This window comes from Pseudomonas mendocina (genome assembly GCF_003008615.1).
GTDB lineage: Bacteria > Pseudomonadota > Gammaproteobacteria > Pseudomonadales > Pseudomonadaceae > Aquipseudomonas > Aquipseudomonas mendocina_C.
The window spans coordinates 4,341,196-4,360,507 of sequence record NZ_CP027657.1 but is presented as its reverse complement, the minus strand read 5'-3'; the positions used below and the strand labels follow the sequence as shown (position 1 = coordinate 4,360,507).

Sequence of the window (19,312 nt, the reverse complement as noted above, 5' to 3'; positions counted from 1 at the left end):
TTCGATCTCCCGGATACGTGGTCTCGTGAAAGAGCAACGAACGACCCGGGGACGAATTTATCGGCAAGCCAGTCGATCATCCCGAAAGCGCTAAATATCTTCCGTGCCCCTGCGTTTCTCAACAAGGACAGCTGTCGCACAAGGCTCATCGCCACACCCCGAACCCTGGTGGAGGCGCGGCCAAACGCAATGGACTCGTCTTCTCGCCTCGCTGGCAACGGCCAGGTTCGACAACCCGCCCCTCCATCTCTGCACTGGCATCCGAGAAGGCCCATGACCCGAACAGCAGAAAGCCTCGTCAACGAAACCCTGACCCTCCTCAAGCCCTTCTGGCCACATGTCCTGCTTTCGGTGCTGCTGGGAATCGCCGGCGGCCTCAGCGTCACCGCACTGCTCGCTACCATCAACATCGCGATGAACACCGACGGTGGCCCCAATCTCCATCTCGCGCTGATCTTCGCACTACTCTGCGTCACCACCCTGGTATGTTCCACGCTCTCGAAACTGCTGACCAACTATGTGGGCCAGCGTGTTGTCGCAACGCTACGCCGGGATCTTGCAGCCAGGATTCTCGCAGCGCCCCTTGAACAGCTGGAACGCTACCGGGCCCATCGGCTGATCCCCGTGCTGCTCAACGACGTAGGCACGCTAAGCACCTTCGCGCTGAGCGTTTCCCCCATGCTGATCGCCTTATCCGTGACGATCGGTTGCCTGAGCTATCTGGCGCTGCTGTCCTGGCAGATACTGCTGATCACCCTCGGCACCGTGATTCTGGGCAGCGGCGCGCAATATCTGGCACACCTTCGCGGTACACACAGCCTGCAAGCCGCTCGTGACGGAGAGGATGAACTGCAGAAGCACTACCACGCCCTCTCCGCCGGGGCCAAGGAGTTGCGCATCCAGCGCGAGCGGCGTCTCGACATTCTGCAACGACAAATCCACGGCACTACCGAGAGCATCTGCAAGGCCAACGTACGCTCCGCCGGTATATTCATCAGCGCCGAGACCTTCGGCTCAATGCTGTTCTTCGCCGTCATCGGCGTGGCCATTTCCTTCCTGGCGCTCTGGCCTGCCGCCGAAAGAACCGTACTGGGTGGTTTCGTCCTGGTCATGCTGTACATGAAGGCGCCACTGGAACAGTTGATCATCAACATCCCCAACCTCAGCCGGGCCAGGATTGCCCTGCAACGAATCCGCGAATTGTCCGGACGTTTCACCTCAACCGAGCCTGATCTGCTGAACCCCGTCGCCAGGCCGGCATGTCGGGTTCCACGGCGTATCGAACTGCGCCAGGTACGCTACGATTATCCGCATAACGAAGGTGGCCAGTCCTTTCATCTCGGCCCCATCAATCTGACTATCCATCAAGGTGAGATCCTGTTCATCGTCGGCGAGAACGGCTGTGGCAAAACCACGCTGATCAAGCTGTTGCTGGGGCTCTACCCGCCCCAGAGTGGCGAAATCCTGCTGGACGGCCAAGTGGTCGGCGATCCGCAACGTGACGACTACCGGCAATTGTTCGCCACTGTATTCACCGACTACTACCTGTTCGACGAGTTGCTCAAGGGCCACACGGAAATTCCCGCACAAGCCATCAAGTACCTGGAACGACTGGATATTGCGCACAAGGTCGGCATTCGCAATGGCAGCTTCACCACAACCGACCTGTCCACCGGGCAGCGCAAGCGCCTGGCCCTGATCAACGCCTGGCTCGACAACCGACCGGTACTGGTATTCGATGAATGGGCCGCCGACCAGGATCCGGCCTTCAGGCGCGTGTTCTACACCGAGTTGCTGCCCGAGCTGAAACAGCAAGGCAAGACCATCATCGTGATCTCCCATGACGACCGCTACTTCGACATCGCGGATCAACTGGTGCATATGCGTGCCGGAAACGTCGTCGAACAACCCGAAACGTTACCCGCCTAAGGCCCCCCTATCAGCTGGCTGTTGGGAGCCATGGCGCATTCCATGGACATCCTCGCAGCCCCCAGCCCTGTAAACCGCTTCCAAACTACGTTGGCCTCATTCAGGTTCACAGTGGTAGCGGTCAGCTATGCAGCGGTTTTCCTCAGGCCAGAGCTCGACTCCCAAGGTCTTTCACAGGGAAACGCAGGATGGATAAGAGCAAAGCGCACTATGGATGTATCGACTGAGCACTCAGCCCTTTTCTGGACTTTGCCAAAAGTTGTATAGGGCAGCAGCTTGGTACTCGAGGCGAGCGCTCCGGAAACCATTGCAGTTATCGAGTCGGCCAACGAGTGGCGCAGGCGAAGCAGCTGTGGCCAGCTCAATACCTGAGCAATTGGAGATCAAGTTAGTTGCGAGCACCGAAGGAACTGCGTGGCAGGCGAACTCTCCGTTACCAAGAGTCCGCCTCGCTTCCACCGAACATCGCCTATGCCAATGGCCCAGCTGCAGGCACTGGGCAAACATTGGCTGACGCGGGGCTGACCTCAATAGCTATAGGTCAGCGAAAACAGCACATTGCGGGGATCACCGAAATAGTTATTACCGTAATCGACCGACCGGTAGTAACGCTTGTCGAGGAGGTTATTGAGATTCATTGCACCAGACAGCTCATCGGTGAAGCGATATCCGAGGCGCGCGTTCCAGATCGCAAAGCCGGCCTGTTCCCGACCGTTGTAGCCATAGCCGGCGGAGCCGCTCTGTGCATTCACACCACCACCGACCGAGACTCGCTCCCACTCCCCCGGCAGACGGTAGTTCAGCCAGGTACGCAGCATGTGCTTGGGTACCCCGACACTGGCACCAACGTCATCGGATACGCTGGGAGCATCTTTCTGAAAGCGCAGTAGATTGAGGGTGTAAGAGGCGTATACCTGCAGGTTTTCTGCTAGCTCACCATTGAGTTCTGCCTCGAAGCCCCGGCTGATAGCCGTGCCGCCAGCGTAGTAACAGGTACCGCCGCAATTGGCGTCCTGGATATTCTGATCGAGCTCGGCATCCCAGATAGGGATGTTGTCCTGCTCCATACGAAACATGGCAAAGGTCGCATTCAGCTTGCCATCATCGAAGATGCCCTTTAACCCCACCTCTACACTTTTGCCAGTCTTGGGATCGATGATGCTGCCATCTGCACTACGCATCGACTGCGGCAGGAATATCTTGGTGTAGCTGGCATAGGCACTCCATGTCGGGTCGAGATCATAGATGATGCCGGCATAGGGCGTGATTTCCGCTGACTCCTTGGCCACCGACTTGGAGGCACCCCAGGCACCGTCTGAGCTGTACGCCTTCTGGTAGGACGAAACCCGTGCCCCCAGGACGATCGAGAGTGAGTCAGTCAGGTAGTACTGGCCCATGCCATAGGCCCCCTTCTGAATCGACGCGAAGCCATCGTCCAGTCGGTTGGCAGCGAGGATGGATTCCTTGGATGGTTTGTTGCCATCGACCGGATTGCCGAAGATGTCCCAATTGGGCACATGGTTGCGTTTCCAGCCAAAGGTATCGCTACTGTCCAGGTCGGTGTAATTGGCACCCATGGTCAGGTTCAACTGGCGTCCTACGAACTGGGTACGCCCATTGACGTAGATGTCCGCCCCCCAGTGCTCGGAAAAGAAGTCAAAGGCGTAGGCGTCGCCACGCAGAGGGCCGGTATTGTCGGGGTTGTTGACGCCGGATCTCAGCAGGTACTGGTAGTCGTTCTTTTCCCGGACGTTGACCAGAGTGCTGGTGAGCGACCAGTCGTCGTTGAACTGGTGGGAAACGTCGAAATAGTAGGTGTCCTGGATCTTGTCCCAATAGGCCCACTTGCCGCCGATGAATGTGGAGCGACTGTAGTGCGGGATCGAGCCGTCGTTGTAATTGGGCAGGCCGTTGACATTGATATTGGCGTCGATACGTTCACGGCTGTAGCCAATGCCGATACGCGTGGCGTCCGTCAGGTCGAAGTCCAGCGCTGCATAGAGGGTTTGCCGATCGTCGCCCACATGGTCGACGAAGGAGTTGCTAGTGTCGTAATCCATTACAAGGCGACCACGCAGACGCCCTTGTTCATCCAAGGGGCCCGATATGTCGGCCTGAGTGCCGTAATGATCCCAGGAACCAGCCTTGGCAGTCAGCTTGACCTGGTTTTCCGCAGTCGGCCGCTTGCGTACGAAGTTGACCGAGCCGGATGGATTGCCGCCCCCTTCAAGCAGCCCTTGTGCCCCTCGGAGAATCTCCACCCGATCGAAAATCGCCGTCTGCGCCGTGAGGTTCGAGCCTCGCGCGTAGGACTGCCGCTCCAACGGCACACCGTCGTACTGGAAGTTCTCGATGAAGAAACCGCGCGAATAGTACTGATCCCCAGTACCGAACATCGGTACGACGGTGACACCTGGCGCATTGGACAGAACATCCACCATGGTATCCAGGTTTTGATCCTCGATACGCTGCTGGGTGACTACCGAAACCGATTGTGGAATCTCCTTGATACTCTTGCTGCCCTTGCCAATGGAAACAGCCGGCGAGGCATAGGAACCGGTATTTTCAGTGGTCGTACTGAATGTCTGGCTCGACACTTCGATCGGCCCCAGCGACATCGCCGCTGCCGCGGGCGGCTCCTGTTGGCGCAGGATCAGGGTATTGCCTTGCAACTCAAAACTGATGCCATCTGCCCCACGCAACAATGTGGAAATCGCCTGTTCAAGCTCCAGCCTCCCGCTGACGCTTTGACTACGGAGCCCGCTGAGGTCGCTCGGGTTGTACAAGACCTGCAAGTCAGCCTGGCGGCCGAGAGCCTGCAAGGCTGAATCTAGTCGTTGCGCCGGTACGTCGAAATCATAGCTCTGTGCGCTTGCCTGAGTGCTTGCCAGCCATAGGGCTGCTCCCAGCAGAGAAATCCTAGCGCCCCCCAGTGCCCTGATGCTCCTAGTCAGAGAACCAATTGGATGTGTTGTTGGCATACATCTCCCCCGTAAATGAACATGCACTGCCACTTGGCAATACTTCTCATTGAATATGACGTTACAACCTAATAAACCGGAAAAATGTTATGCAGAGATATATTCAGACGATTCAAGGTCGCACCCGAGCACGACGCTGATGGTGCGCTGTACGGACGAAAAATCTCGCTGACCCGGGCTATGTCAGCGAACCACGATGGCAGGGTATCCATACCCTGCCCATGATTCATTCAGCCACAGGCTGTCAGAGACCTGATCGTCGGCTTCTCGAACAGCGCCTTCAAACTCATGCTCCAGCCGGTTGCTCGCAGGCTGCTGCTCCAGGCCATGACACTCATACCGGCTATCGAGTCGCCGCCCAGTGCAAAGAAGTCATCATCGATGCCCACCTTCTCGATCCCGAGAACCGTCTGCCAGATGACGACCAACTGCTCCTGCAACGCTGTTTCAGGGGGCGCGTACGCAAATTCGTGGCCCGTATCTCTCGCCGGCAACAGGTCGATCCGGGGGATCGCTTTCGCTGCATGCTCACCAAGGAGTGATCGTTGCAAATCATGCAGACGGGCTTGTCCGCCTAGCTTTGGTATCGACTCCAGCAAGCCCACCAACTGTTCGGCCAAATGAGCGACCGAGGTCTCCTCCAGGACTGGCTTGTAGCTGAAGTCCAGGATCAGTTCCTGCGTCAGTGTCACGTATAGGGTCAGCGGATAATTGGTCTGCTCGTGATAGCTATGGTTGGTAAACGCCAGACCACTGGCACCCTCTTCCTGCAATACGCTGGAGACCGGATAGTTCTCGAAGATGATCACACTGTCGAAAAGCTCACGCTGACCTGCAAGTCGATGCACGTCTCGCAGGGCAAAGTGCTCATGTCCACGCGCCTGCAGGTTCTGCTCCTGAAGCGCCACGACCCATGCCTCGATACTTGAGTCGACATCCAGCTCTATAACCAGTGGCAAGGTATTGATAAACAGGCCAACCCGCTTCTCTATACCTGCCATGTCCACAGGGCGCCCGGACACGGTTGCGCCAAACACCACCGTAGACTGATTGGCATACAGTCCCAGCAAAAGCGCCCACGCAGCCTGCACCACGGTGTTTACCGTCACCTTGTGGCGGCCGGCAAAGTCCTTGAGTCGCACCACTGCATCTTCACTGAGGCTCAATGGATAATTTCGATTCAGCTCGCCAGGTTTCCCCTGAGGGGCTGCGGTCATGTGCCTGGCCAACAGCGTCGGGGCTTGCAACCTACCAAGCTGCTCGCCCCAGAAGCGCTCAGCGGCCTCTGGAGCCTGGCGCCGATGCCAGGCGATGAATTCACCGTAGCGATCCTCTTCAACTATCACCTGGTTCCCTGCGTAGCGCGAAAGGACTTCGCCCAGCAATTGGGAACCGCTCCAGCCATCCAGCAGGATGTGATGGCTGGTATAGATCACATGGCACCGGTTCTCCTCAGTGCGCACCACCGCCAGACGGATCAGTGGCGCCTCGCCGAGCCGGAAGCATTGGGCCGACTCATCTTTGGCCAACGCATCCAGCGCCAAGCTGCAATCGGCACGGTCACGCCAATCGGCTTGCATGAAAGGCACCCGCGCTTGCTTCATCACCGCCTGCAAGGCACTGGTCAAGCCGGGCTGCAGGAGAAATGCCGAGCGCAGGATGTCATGCGCAGCAACTGCCTGCTGCCAGGCATCACGAAAACGCTCTACATCCAGGCCGTCCACGTCAACACGCATCTGGTTAACGTAATCGCCACTCGCTGCATCCTGCAGTGCGTGGAACAAAATGCCCTGCTGCATAGGCGATAGCGGATAGATATCTTCGATGTCACGGGCCGCCATCGGCAGAGCGTCCAGTTGTGCCTGGCTCAGATCGGCCAGAGGGAAGTCCGATGGCGTATGGCCCTGGTTTTCAAGTTGGCAACAATGCGCGATCAGCGTGCCGAGCTCTTCGACGTATTCATCCGCGAGTGCCTGGATCATCTGCTCATCAAATACCTCGCGACTGAAGGCCCACTCCATGCTGAACTCGCCTGCGTACACGCGGCTATTGAGCGTCAGCCAGTTACCCAACATGGCATCGCGGCTCTGCTCCATACCCGTAGCTCCTTCCACTGGCGCGAAGGTGGCGTTGCTCGCGGTAAAACTGTTGTCGAACTGCCCCAGATAGTTGAATGTGACGCGTGGTTGAGGCAGTTCCGCCAGGCGCATGCGGGTCGGCAGATCGCTCATGTGGCGAAGAGCCCCGTAACCGACACCCTTGTGCGGAATCGCCCGCAGTTGTTCCTTGATAGCCTTGAGCGACTCAGCCAGTGCAACACCTGGGCTCAACTTCACGGGATAGACACTGGTGAACCAGCCCACCGTCCGGCTTAAGTCAATGTCCGCAAACAGCTCCTCGCGACCATGCCCCTCAAGCTGGATAAGTACCTCGTCATCCCCTGTCCATCGGCTGATTACACGGGCCAAGGCCGTCAGCAGCAGATCGTTGATCTGCGTGCGGTAGGCTGCTGGCGCTTCCTGCAACAATTGCCGAGTCTGCACACTACTCAGTCGGCTGCTCACACTCGTCGCATGGCGGAGCTGCTGCCCACCTTGCGGGTTGCGACAAGGCAGCTCGGCGGATGCGCCCTCCAACTGTCCTAACCAGTAGTGCAGTTCCTGTTGCAGTGCTCCGCTTCGGGCATGCGACTGCAAACGCTCGGCCCAGGCCTTGAAAGAGCTGGTCTTGCTCGGCAGCTTGATTGGCCGCTGGGAGGCGGCTGCCTGGTAGGCCAGCTGCAGGTCTTCCAGAAGTATCCGCCACGACACGCCATCAACCACCAGGTGATGGATCACCACCAGCAGCCGCTGACTACCGTCCGGCAATTGCGCGAGCAACACGCGCAATAACGGCCCTTGCTCGAGGTGCAAGCTGCGCTGCAGCAACTCAGCTTGAGCCTCCAGCTCCGCTTCGTGGTCGAACTTTCGACACCACAGCACCTCCCCTGCCGCTACCGCTGACGAAAAGTCAGCCTGCCAACCACCTTCCTGTTCGGTGAAACGCAGACGTAACGCGTCATGGTGCTCGAGCAGAGCCTGTAGGGCGAGTACCAGATGGTCGGTATCGAGCGCCATCTCCGGTTTGAGCAGCACTGACTGATTCCAGTGATGCCGTGCGGGAATCTCCTGGGCAAAGAACCAGTGCTGGATGGGCATCAGCGGCATTGATCCGCTCACAGGGCCCTGCTCGATGAGCACACCCTGCTCCAGGCGTGCCACGGCGCCCAGCGCTTGAATCGTCTGACGCTGGAACAGATCCTTAGGCGTGAACTGGATGCCTGCCTGACGAGCACGGCTGACCACCTGCAGGGAAATAATCGAGTCGCCACCCAGCTCGAAGAAGTTGTCGGTCAGCCCAACTCGTTCCAGCCCGAGGACATCAGCCCAGATTGCCGCCAACTGTTGCTCCAACTCCGTACGCGGCGCCATGTATTGTTGCTGCAGCAGGCGTGTATCCGGTTTCGGCAGGGCTCTACGATCCAACTTGCCGTTTGGTGTCAATGGCACGCATTGCAGGAATACCAGGTAAGGCGGCACCATGTAGTCCGGCAGACTGGACTTGAGCGCAGTCTTCAGCGCTTCACGCATTACCGCTTCGGCCTCGGAGCCACCTACCATCTGCTCGTCCCAAGGCACCACATAGCCCACCAGATGCTTGCCAATTGGCCCATCCTGAGCCAGCACGACGGCCTCACGTACTGCGGCTTGCGCGAGCAGACATGCTTCGATTTCACCCAATTCAATACGGAAGCCGCGCACTTTCACCTGTTGATCGGTTCGACCAAGGTAATCCACCACACCAGTGTTTCTCACTCGCGTGAGATCGCCACTGCGGTATACGCGCTCACCATCCCCATAGGGATCGGGTACGAAACGCTCGGCGGTCAACGCCGGGCGATCCAGATAGCCTCGCGCCACCCCCTCCCCACCCAGGTAAAGCTCACCAGCAAGGCCTGCTGGCAACAGGTTCAAGTGCGCATCCAGCACATACCCACAGCGCTTGCCGAGCAACGTACCGATGGGTGCATAGGCGGCTCCGCAGGGTTCTTCTCGACAGGCCTTCCACAGCAGTGGCGTCACCACGGTCTCAGTCGGGCCGTAGCCATTGAATAGATGGGTCGGACGCAGTGCACGCCAGGCCAGCTCCCAGCTCGCCTGAGGCACCGCATCACCACCGAAGCAGTAGATACGAGTTGGTGGTGGGCTGCCATGACGCTCGGCATGGTCAGCTAGTTGCTGTAGATACACCGGTGGAAACACCGCCAGCGTCACACCATGCCGATGCATCTGCGCATAGGTCTGCTCGGGCAGCCACAAGCTGTCATCGCGGATCAGCACCCGCGCGCCATTGATCAGTGGATGCATCCAGCCTTCATGGGCGCCATCGAAGGCAAATGACATGAAATGCAGTTCACAGTCTGCCGCACTGGTTTCGTAGCGCTCACCAGTGGCAAGGATATGTGAGACGAGTGGCCCGTGCGCCACCGCCACGCCCTTGGGCAAGCCCGTGGAGCCCGAGGTGTAGATCACGTAGGCCAGGTTTTCTGCCGCCAGCTTCACATCGGGCGCGGTGGCCGGGTAAGCATGCCAGCTCTGGCTCTGATCCACAGCCAGCGTTGCCAACCCAGCAGGAATCGGCAGTCGCGTCAGGACATCGCTCTGGGTCAACACAAGGGCAGCCTTGCAGTCCTGCATCATGTACAGCAGGCGATCCTCAGGGTAGGCGATGTCCAATGGCACATAGGCACCTCCAGCCTTGAGCACAGCTAGAAAGGCAACCATGGTCTCGGCCGAGCGACGCATGGCAATGGCGACCCGCACTTCCGGCCCCACTCCCAACTCGATCAGCTTGTGCGCCAGTCGGTTGGCCTGGATATCCAGCTCGCCGTAGCAAGTCAGCTGATCCGCAAAGATCACAGCCACAGCATCCGGGTCTTGCGCAGCGCGGTCAGCCACCAACTGGTGCACGAAACGATCATTGGCAAAGGCAGCGTCACGCTGATCGCCTTGCTGAAGGATCAGACGTGCTTCATCCCTGTCTAGCAACGGCAACTCTCCGAGCGCGGCTTGAGGATGACTCGCCATGCCGGTCAGCAGATTGATGAAGTGCAGCGCCAACCGCTCGACAAGCGCCGCGCAAAAGTGCTGTTGATCAAACAGGAAGCTGAAGGTCAGGGTATCGCCAAGGCCGACCGCCAATGTCATGGGATAGTTGGTCTGTTCATGGTTGGCCACTCTGCCGAAATGCAGGCCAGGCGGCGCTCCCTGCTCCAAGGCGTCCGATACGGGGTAGTTCTCGAATACCAGCAGGCTGTCGAACAACGCATCGCCACCCAACCCAGCCCAGCGCTGAATGTCGTTCAAAGGCGTATGTTCGAATTCGCGCAACGCCAGGTTGCGTTCCTGTACCTGCTCGATCCACTGCAGCACAGGTTGCTCCGGCTTCGGGCTAGCGATCACCGGCAAGGTATTTATGAACAGACCGATCTGTGTCTCGATTCCCGGCAACTGCACGGGACGTCCGGCTACCGTGGCGCCAAAGCATACAGTGGCCTGTCCGGCATAACGCTGCAGCAGCACTGACCAGGCGGCCTGCACCAGGGAATTGAGCGTGACCTTGCCCTGCTGGGCGAAAGCCCTCAGGCGCTCGGTGACCACGCGATCCAGAAAAGCATGATGGTTGCCGTAACCCGACGCGCCCTCTTCTCCGCCGCGCAGAGCCTGAACCAGCCGGGTTGGTTCATCCAGCTCGGCCAGTTGCCCCTTCCAGAACGTTTCGCTGGCTTTCGGATCCTGCTCCTGCAGCCAGGCAATATAGTCGCGGTAGCGGCCCGGCTCCTGGCCGGGCCAGTTGCCGTCATAACGTGACAGCACCTCACCCAGCATGCGCGAGGTGCTCCAGCCATCCATGAGAATATGGTGACTGGTGTAGATCAGATGGTGGCGTGTCTCGCCCGTACGCACCAGCAACAGGCGCAGCAGCGGCGCCTGGGCCAGGTCGAACGCCTGGTGGCGTTCGTTTTCGGCCAGGTCGTCCAGTGACACCGGTATGTCAGCCTTCCCGCGCCAGTCAAGCACGGAGAAAGGTACCTCGACCTGCCGGTGAACCACCTGCACCGCCTGCTGCAGATCACCTTGCCAAATGAAACCACTGCGCAGGATGTCATGACCGTCCAGAACGCCCTGCCAAGCCTGGCGGAAACGCTCGACATCCAGCCCATCGACGTCCACCCGCATCTGGTTGATGTAGTCACCGCGTTCCTGCTCGTACAGGCTGTGGAACAGCATGCCATGCTGCATCGGTGACAGCGGATAGATGTCAGCAATCATCGATGCCGCGACCGGCAAGTTGTCCAATTGCGTCTGGGTAAGACCGGCCAGGGCGAAATCCGATGGCGTGACCGCCCGATTACGGGCGTCGCAGCAATGCTCTACCAGTGTCCTGAGCTCTTCAGCGTAAGCATCGGCCAATGCCTGGATGGTTGAAGGCTCGAACAACTCCTGGCTGAAGCTCCAGCTCAGGTTCAGCTCGCCATCATAGACCTGGCCATCGATAGCAAGCAGGCTGTCCAGCGGCGCTGAGGCATCTCTGACCGCTCCGGCATCCTGAGCGGAAGGCTGGAACAGCCCATTCTGGGCATCCAGAGCGCCGTCGAGCTGCCCTAGGTAATTGAATACGACCGCCCCCTGCGGCAGGCCTGCCAATGCTCGACGTGCCTGCTCGTCACCCAGGTAACGCAGCAGACCGTAACCAAGCCCCTTGTCAGGAACGGCTCGCAGTTGTTCCTTGATGGTCTTGATCGCTGCTGGCAGGTCGGACTGAGGAGTGAGGCGCACCGGATACATGGCGGTGAACCAGCCGACCGTACGGCTAAGGTCGATGTCGTCGAACAGGTCTTCACGACCATGACCTTCCAGGCGTACCAACAGGCTATCGCGTTCGGTCCAGCGACAGAGTACCCGTGCCAGTGCAGTCAGCAGCAGGTCGTTGATCTGCGTGCGATAGGCCGCAGGTGCTTCGCTCAGCAGTCGTCGGGTCTGGGTGCGATCCAGGCGGGTATACGCATACGCCATGTGTTCGAAGAGGTTGCCGCCCTCCTGATGGTCGCAGGGCAGCTCATCGCTCATACCCTGCAGTTGCGCCTGCCAGTAATGCAGCTCTGCTCGCAGCTCATCCCCCATCGCACGTGCCTGCAGCCGCTCTGTCCAGGACTTGAACGAACTGGTCTTGGCCGGCAGGGTCGGTGACTTTCCGGCACTGGCTTGCAGGTAGGCGGCTTGCAGATCTTCCAGCAAGACACGCCAGGAAACACCGTCCACTACCAGGTGATGGATTACCAGCAACAGGTTTTGGCTGCCATCGGGAAGATTGGCCAGCAACACGCGCAGTAAGGGCCCATGCCGTAAGTCGAGGCTGCGCTGAACTTCATCGTGGCACAGTTGCAGTTCGGACGACTCGCTGAGATCACGAACCCACAACAGATCAGCTACTTCTGTCGGCGCCTGATATTCAGCCCGCCATTCCTCACCATCCCGAGTGAAGCGCATTCGCAACGCATCATGCTGCTCGACCACGGCCAGCAGAGCCGCCGAGAGGTAGCGAGCATCCAGAGCTTCGCGCGGTGCGAACGATACGGCCTGATTCCAGTGATGACGCCGCGCAATGTCCTGTTCGAAGAACCAGTGCTGAACCGGTACCAGAAGCGACTCACCGACCACGGCCTCCTGCTCTGCGACGACGCCCTCGAGGCGCCTGGCAACCGTAGCAAGCCCCTGTACGGTCTGGTACTGGAACAACTCCTTGGGCGTGAACTGAATACCGGCCTGGCGCGCCCTACTGACTAGTTGCAGGGAGATGATCGAGTCACCACCCAGCTCGAAGAAACCGTCGGTCAGCCCTACTCGTTCCAGCTTCAACACGTCGGCCCAGATCGCCGCCAGTTGAACCTCCAGCTCGCTGCGCGGCGCACTGTACACCTGCTGGGCCTGATTGGCCTGCGGAGACGGCAGAGCCCGGCGATCCAGTTTTCCGTTCGGCGTCACCGGCAGAGCGGATACGAACAGCCAGTGGCTGGGAACCATGAACTCAGGCAAACCAGCTTTCAATGCCAGTATGAGTGCATCGCGCAACGCTGCCTGAGCCGTCACCTCTGCGACGATATCCGGGTCGGTAGGCACCAGATAGCCCACCAGTTGCTTACCTGCCGGACCATCATGATCCAGCACGACAACATCACGCACGCCACTCTGCTCACGTAAGCGCGCCTCGATCTCACCCAGCTCGATACGCAGCCCGCGGATTTTCACCTGATGATCGAGGCGCCCCATGTAGTCAATCGCTCCATCACCGTGCTGCCGTACCCGATCACCAGTGCGGTACAAACGGCCGCCGATCGTGGCAGCAAACGGATCGGGAACGAAGCGCTCGGCAGTGAGCGCTGGGCGGGCGTGATAACCACGGGCCAGGCCGACCCCGCCCAAATAGAGTTCACCGCCACAGCCAGGAACCGCCGGCTGCAGGCCACCGTCCAGAACGTATGTTCTGAGGTTATCGATCGGATGCCCGATGGGAACACTGCTGCCTTCGGTGCCGGTACAGCGCCAGTGAGTCACGTCGATAGCCGCTTCCGTGGGGCCATACAGGTTGTACAGCTCGATATCTGGAAGTTTGCGCAAGGTATCGCGAGCCAGCTCCGCCGGCAGTGCCTCGCCACTGCAGAGTATCTGGCGGATGCTGGTACAACGCTGAACTGCACCGTTGGCGATGAACGCCTGAAGCATCGAAGGCACGAAATGCAGGGTGGTCACGCCATGCCGACGGATGCTCTCGATCAGCAAATCCGGGTCACGGTGCGAACCGGGTTCAGCGATGACCAGACGGGCACCGACCAGCAAGGGCCAGAAAAACTCCCAGACCGATACATCGAAGCTGAATGGCGTCTTTTGCAGCACGCTGTCGCTAGCCCGCAACTGGTAGGCCCGCTGCATCCACCACAGGCGGTTGATCAATGCCTGCTGTGAGTTGCCCGCGCCCTTGGGCCTGCCAGTTGAGCCCGAGGTGTAGATCACGTAGGCCAGATTGGCCGGGGGAGTGTCTACCTGAGGATCATCCTCGGGCTGATCGTCCAGCCAGGCATCGTCCCCATCCAGGCACACAAACCGTACGGTTTCGGGTATTGGCAGGCGCCCCTGCAGCGCCTGCTGGGTCAATAACAGGCGAATCCCACTGTCTTCGAGCATGTAGGCCAGGCGCTCGCGTGGATAATCCGGGTCGAGAGGCACATAGGCACCACCGGCCTTGATAATCGCCAGCAGCCCCACCACCAGTTCCACACTGCGCTCCATGGCAATGCCGACCAGCACATCCGCACCGACCCCGACGGAGCGCAGGTAATGCGCCAGTCGGTTGGCCTTGCGATTGAGCTCGGCATAGCAAAGGCAGTGCTCGCCGAAGACCAGCGCAGCGGCTTCTGGGCTACGCCAAACCTGCGCCTCGAGCAATACCGACAGGCTCGTCTGAGCCGGAAACTCGGCACTGGTGTCGTTCCAGGTTTCGATGATCTGCTGTTGCTCAGACTGATCCAGTAGAGGCAGCTCGGTAATGGCGAGCCCAGGCTGAGCACAGGCTGCCGTCAACAGATTTCGCCAGTGGCTGGCCAGGCGCCGGATCGTGGCTGGTTCGAACAGATCCGTCGCATAGGTCAGCGAAGCTCCCAGCCCCGTCGAAGATTCGAAGCTGTTGAGCATCAGGTCGAATTGGGTAGTTCGTTCCGGCAGTTGCACAGGCTCCACCCGCAGCCCGGGAAGCTGGCGGACGTCATCCGCAACCTCGAACTGATGGTTGTACAACACTTGGAACAGCGGGCTGTGGCTCAGGCTACGCTCAGGCTGCAGCGCCTCGACCAGTTGCTCGAATGGTAAATCCTGATGCGCCTGGGCATCCAGTGCAGCTTGCTTGACCTGCTGCAGCAGCGCTTCAAAGGTCAGTGTTGGCGTGAACTCGGCCTTGAGTACCTGGGTGTTGACGAAGAAACCGATCAGCCCCTCCGTCTCGGCACGGGTACGGTTGCCAATCGGCACCCCGATGCGAATATCGTCCTGCCCGCTGTAACGATGCAGCAAGGCCTGGAACGATGCCAGCAACAGCATGAACAGGGTGACACCATGACGCTGCGCCAATGCCCTCAGCGATTCGGCCAGCGCCGGCTCCAGGTCGATCGCCAGGCTGGCACCGACATGACTTTGCATGGGCGGCCTTGGGTGATCGAACGGCAGTTCCAGTACCGGCTGCTCGCCACCCAGTTGCTGTCTCCAGTAACCCAGCTGGCGCTCGCGCTCGCCGGCCTCCATCCAATCGCGTTGCCACAGGGCATAGTCGGCGTACTGAATCGGCAGCGGCTCCAGCTCTACACTGCGACCCTCGCGGTACCCCGCGTAGAACTGCATCAGTTCCTGCACCATGATCGGTGTCGACCAGCCGTCGGAGACGATATGGTGCAGGGTCACTACCAGCACCTGCTCGTCGTCTGACTGACGCAGCAGCAGAACCCTGAGCAAGGGACCATGCTCAAGATCGAAGGGCACTCGCACCTCTTCCTCGATCCTAGCCTGGAGATCAGCTTCGTTCGCTCCGCTCAGGCACTCCTGGCGTATATCCAGCGGCAAGTGATCATGTACGATCTGCCGGGGCTCGTCGCCCTCCTGGCAAAACGTGCTGCGCAACACCTCATGGCGCTTCGTCAACGCAACGAAACTGTGCCTCAGGGCCTCGACATCCAGCTCACCGCGAAGGCGCAGAACTGCTGGAATATGGTAGGCCGCGCTGCCCGGCTCCAACTGCCAGAGGAACCACTGCCGGTGCTGGGCGTAGGACAGTTGCAGCGGCTCTTCCGCAGAACGCTTGAGTACAGGGGTGATTCCATACAGGTTCACTCCTTGGCGCTTGAGCAAGGCCGCCAGTGCCTTGCGTTCTTTCTGAGAGAGTGACCTTACGGAATTGAGCAGCTCTTGCACCGGGATATCTCCTTAAGACGTCAGCGCATCTATTTCCTCGGTAGTAAGACGTTTGAGGGCCTCCAGGGATTTAGCCAACTCATCCTGAACAGAGGCATCGACGCAATTGCGCCCTTGCAGTTGGCGAGCCAGCTCGGCCAGCACCGGAAATTCGAACAATTCCTTCAACGCCATTTCGAGCCGCAGCTGCTCGCGAACGCGCACCAGTACCTGGGTAGCCAACAGTGAATGCCCGCCCAGTTCGAAAAAATTGTCCGACCGACCGACCCGCTCCAGCTTCAGCACTTCAGCCCAGATCGCCGCCAGGCTCTGCTCCAGATCCGTTTTCGGCGCCATGTAGAGCGGCTGGCTCTCGCTGCTGTCCGGCGCGGGCAGCGCCTTACGGTCGAGCTTGCCATTGGGCAACAGGGGCATCGCCTCCAGGAACAACCATTGGTTCGGCACCATGTACTCCGGCAGCACACCCCTGAGCACAGCCTTCAACGAGTCGCGCAAGGCCATGCGCCGCTCGCCCTCCAGTACCGCGACATCTGTCGGCACTATGTATGCCAGTAACTGCTTGCCGCTGGCGCTGTCGCTGGTCAGTACGACTGCCTCGCGTACGCCCACCTGCTCCAGCAGGCGTACCTCGATCTCTCCCAGTTCGATACGGAATCCACGAATCTTCACTTGATGATCCAGGCGCCCGAGATATTCGAGCAGTCCGTCGCTACCCAGTTTCGCCAGGTCGCCGGTGCGGTAGATGCGCTCACCGGTACCATAGGGGTCAGGGACGAAGCGTTCTGCGGTCAGGCCAGGACGCCCGAGGTAGCCACGCGCCAACGCGGCACCGGCAATCAGCAGCTCCCCCCGACAGCCGGGTGGACAGACGCCGCCCGCATTATCAAGGATGCGCATACGAACCCCGGCAATGGGTGCCCCGATCGGAACACTCGGCCCTGCCTTCTGTACAGGTGTCGAGAAGCAACAGGCATCGATGGTGGCCTCGGTCGGCCCATAGAGATTGACCAGCTCGCCATTCCAGCGCCGCCCCAGTTGCTCCAGCAGCGCACCGCTCAGCGCTTCGCCGCCACAGCAGAGCAGTCGCAGCGAGTCCAACTGATTTTCGTCTGCGAACGGCAGCAGCGCCTGCAACAGCGATGGTGGCATTTGCAGCACGTTGATCCGTTGTTCTTCGACCAGTGCCCAGAGGCGCTCCAGCGATGTGCCCAGCTCCACCGGCGCCAGGTGCAGGCGCGCACCGGAAATCAGCGGTAGCCAAAATTCCCACACCGAAGCATCGAAGCTGGTCGAAGTCCGCTGCAATACTCGCTCATGCGCCGCCAACTGGAAGCGCTGCTGCATCCAGCACATGTGGTTGACCAGCGCACCATGGGTAATGCCCACCCCTTTCGGTCTCCCGGTAGACCCGGAGGTATAGATCACGTAGGCCAGGTGCTCAGGGCAAGTACGGTTCTCCGGGTTCTCATCCCACGCCGCTGGAGTACCCTGAAACAGATTCAGGTCGTCCAGACACAGGCTCGTCAGGCGCTCACCGAATGGCAGATGCTCCAGCAAAGAGCGCTGTGTCAGCAGCAGACCAATCCCGCTGTCTGCCGCGAGAAAGGCCAAGCGCTCAGCGGGATAGCTCGGATCCATCGGTACATAGGTACCGCCGGCCTTCAGCACCGCCAGCAACGCCACCACCAGTTCCAGATTGCGTTGTGCGGCGATGCCCACCAGCACGTCCGGACCGATACCTTCGGCCCGTAGTCTGTGCGCCAGGACGTTGGCTCGCCGGTTCAGCTCCCAATAGCTGAGTTCAGCTTCGCCGCAAGCCAGCGCCGTCGCATTCGGCGTTCGGGCTGCCTGGTTCTCGACCAGCGGATGCAGGCAGGCAGGCTCGGCGCTCGGGGCGGATTGGTAGCCTAGGGCCAAGCGGGCGTGCTCCGCCTCATCCAGCAGCGCCAGTTCGCCGACACGTTGCCCCGCGTCCCGGCAGATAGCCTCCAGCAGGTTGCGCCAGTGCAGCGCCAGGCGCTCCACCGTCTCCCGTTCGAACAGGCTGGTGGCGTAGATCAACGATGCGCTTAAGCCATCGTCGCTTTCGTAGGTATCCAGAGTCAGATCGAACTGCGCCGTGGCACTGCTGCGCCCCAGCACCTCCACGTACAGCCCCGGCAATTCCAGCGTTGCATCCTTACCCGCAGCCTGGTGGTTGTACATCACCTGGAACAACGGACTGTGACTCAGGCTGCGCTGTGGCTGCAGCGCCTCCACCAGTTGCTCGAACGGCAGATCCTGATGAGCTTGCGCTTCCAGTGCAGTGCGCTTGACCTGCTGCAGCAAGGCATCGAAGCGGGTATCCAGGTCGAACTCGGCCTTCAGCACCTGGGTGTTGACGAAGAAGCCGATCAACCGCTCGGTCTCTACCCGCGTGCGGTTGGCGATCGGTACACCGACGCGGATGTCGTTCTGTCCCGAGTAACGGTGCAGCAGCGTCTGGAAGCTGGCCAGCATCAGCATGAACAAGGTCACGCCATGCTGCTGCGCTACTTGCTTCAGCGAGCGGCCCAGCTCCTCGCCCAGTTCCACCTGCAGGCTATCACCGGCAGTACTCTGCACCGCCGGACGCGGACGGTCGGTCGGCAGTTCCAGCACCGGCTGCTCGCCGCCCAGTTGCTGCCGCCAATAACCCAGTTGCCGCTCGCGCTCACCGGCTTCCATCCAGCCGCGCTGCCACACGGCATAATCGGCGTACTGGATCGGCAGTGGCTCCAGCTCCACTCGCCGCCCCTCCCGATAGCCTGCGTAGAGCTGCATCAGCTCGGCTACCATGATCGGCGTCGACCAGCCATCAGAGACGATATGGTGCATCGTCAGCACCAGCACATGATCGTCAGGCGCCAGGCGCAGCAGCTTCACGCGCAGCAGCGGGCCGTGCTCCAGATCGAACGGCACCCGAACCTCTTCCTCGATCCGTGTCATGAGCGCAGCCTCGTCCACTGCGCCAAGGCTCTGCTCGCGTATCTCCAGCGGCAGATGGTCGTGAACCACCTGCTGGGTCTCGTCGCCCTCCTGGCGGAAAGTGGTGCGCAGCCCTTCATGACGCTCGACCAATGCGGCAAAGCTCCGCTTCAGCGCCTCGATATCGAGCTCGCCACGCAGGCGCAGGGCTGCCGGAATATGGTAAGCCGCGCTGCCAGGCTCCAGTTGCCAGAGAAACCACTGGCGTTGCTGTGCATAGGACAGTGGCCTCGCTCCCGCGCCCTCACACATACGAGTAATGGGCATTTGCAGGAAGCTGATCCCCTTGGCGCACAACCGCCGATAGAACAGTTCACGCTGCGGCAAAGGCAGCCCGGCGAA

General features: G+C 60.0%; 4 protein-coding genes. 1 reads left to right on the top strand and 3 read right to left on the bottom strand.

What is annotated here, in order from left to right:
• Positions 1–273 precede the first annotated feature (273 nt).
• Positions 274–1,929, top strand: coding sequence for a cyclic peptide export ABC transporter (locus C7A17_RS20150; RefSeq protein WP_106739701.1), 1,656 nt, complete (start codon positions 274–276; stop codon positions 1,927–1,929).
• A 527-nt stretch (positions 1,930–2,456) separates the two neighbouring features.
• Here the strand turns inward: C7A17_RS20150 and C7A17_RS20145 are convergent.
• The 3 genes from C7A17_RS20145 to C7A17_RS20135 form a co-directional block, all read right to left on the bottom strand.
• Complete coding sequence (locus C7A17_RS20145; protein ID WP_199796346.1) at positions 2,457–4,751, bottom strand: TonB-dependent siderophore receptor; 2,295 nt, start codon at positions 4,749–4,751, stop codon at positions 2,457–2,459.
• Positions 4,752–5,140: 389 nt separating this feature from the next.
• Positions 5,141–15,964, bottom strand: a complete 10,824-nt coding sequence (locus C7A17_RS20140; protein WP_158704691.1) for a non-ribosomal peptide synthetase — start codon at positions 15,962–15,964, stop codon at positions 5,141–5,143.
• Positions 15,965–15,976: 12 nt separating this feature from the next.
• Positions 15,977–19,297 (bottom strand): amino acid adenylation domain-containing protein, encoded by a 3,321-nt coding sequence (locus C7A17_RS20135; RefSeq protein ID WP_463604511.1) that lies wholly within the window; start codon positions 19,295–19,297, stop codon positions 15,977–15,979.
• Positions 19,298–19,312 lie beyond the last annotated feature (15 nt).

Coding starts and splice junctions, on each gene's coding strand:
- C7A17_RS20150 (WP_106739701.1), top strand. CDS start 274: ATGACCCGAACAGCAGAAAGCCTCGTCAACGAAACCCTGACCCTCCTC.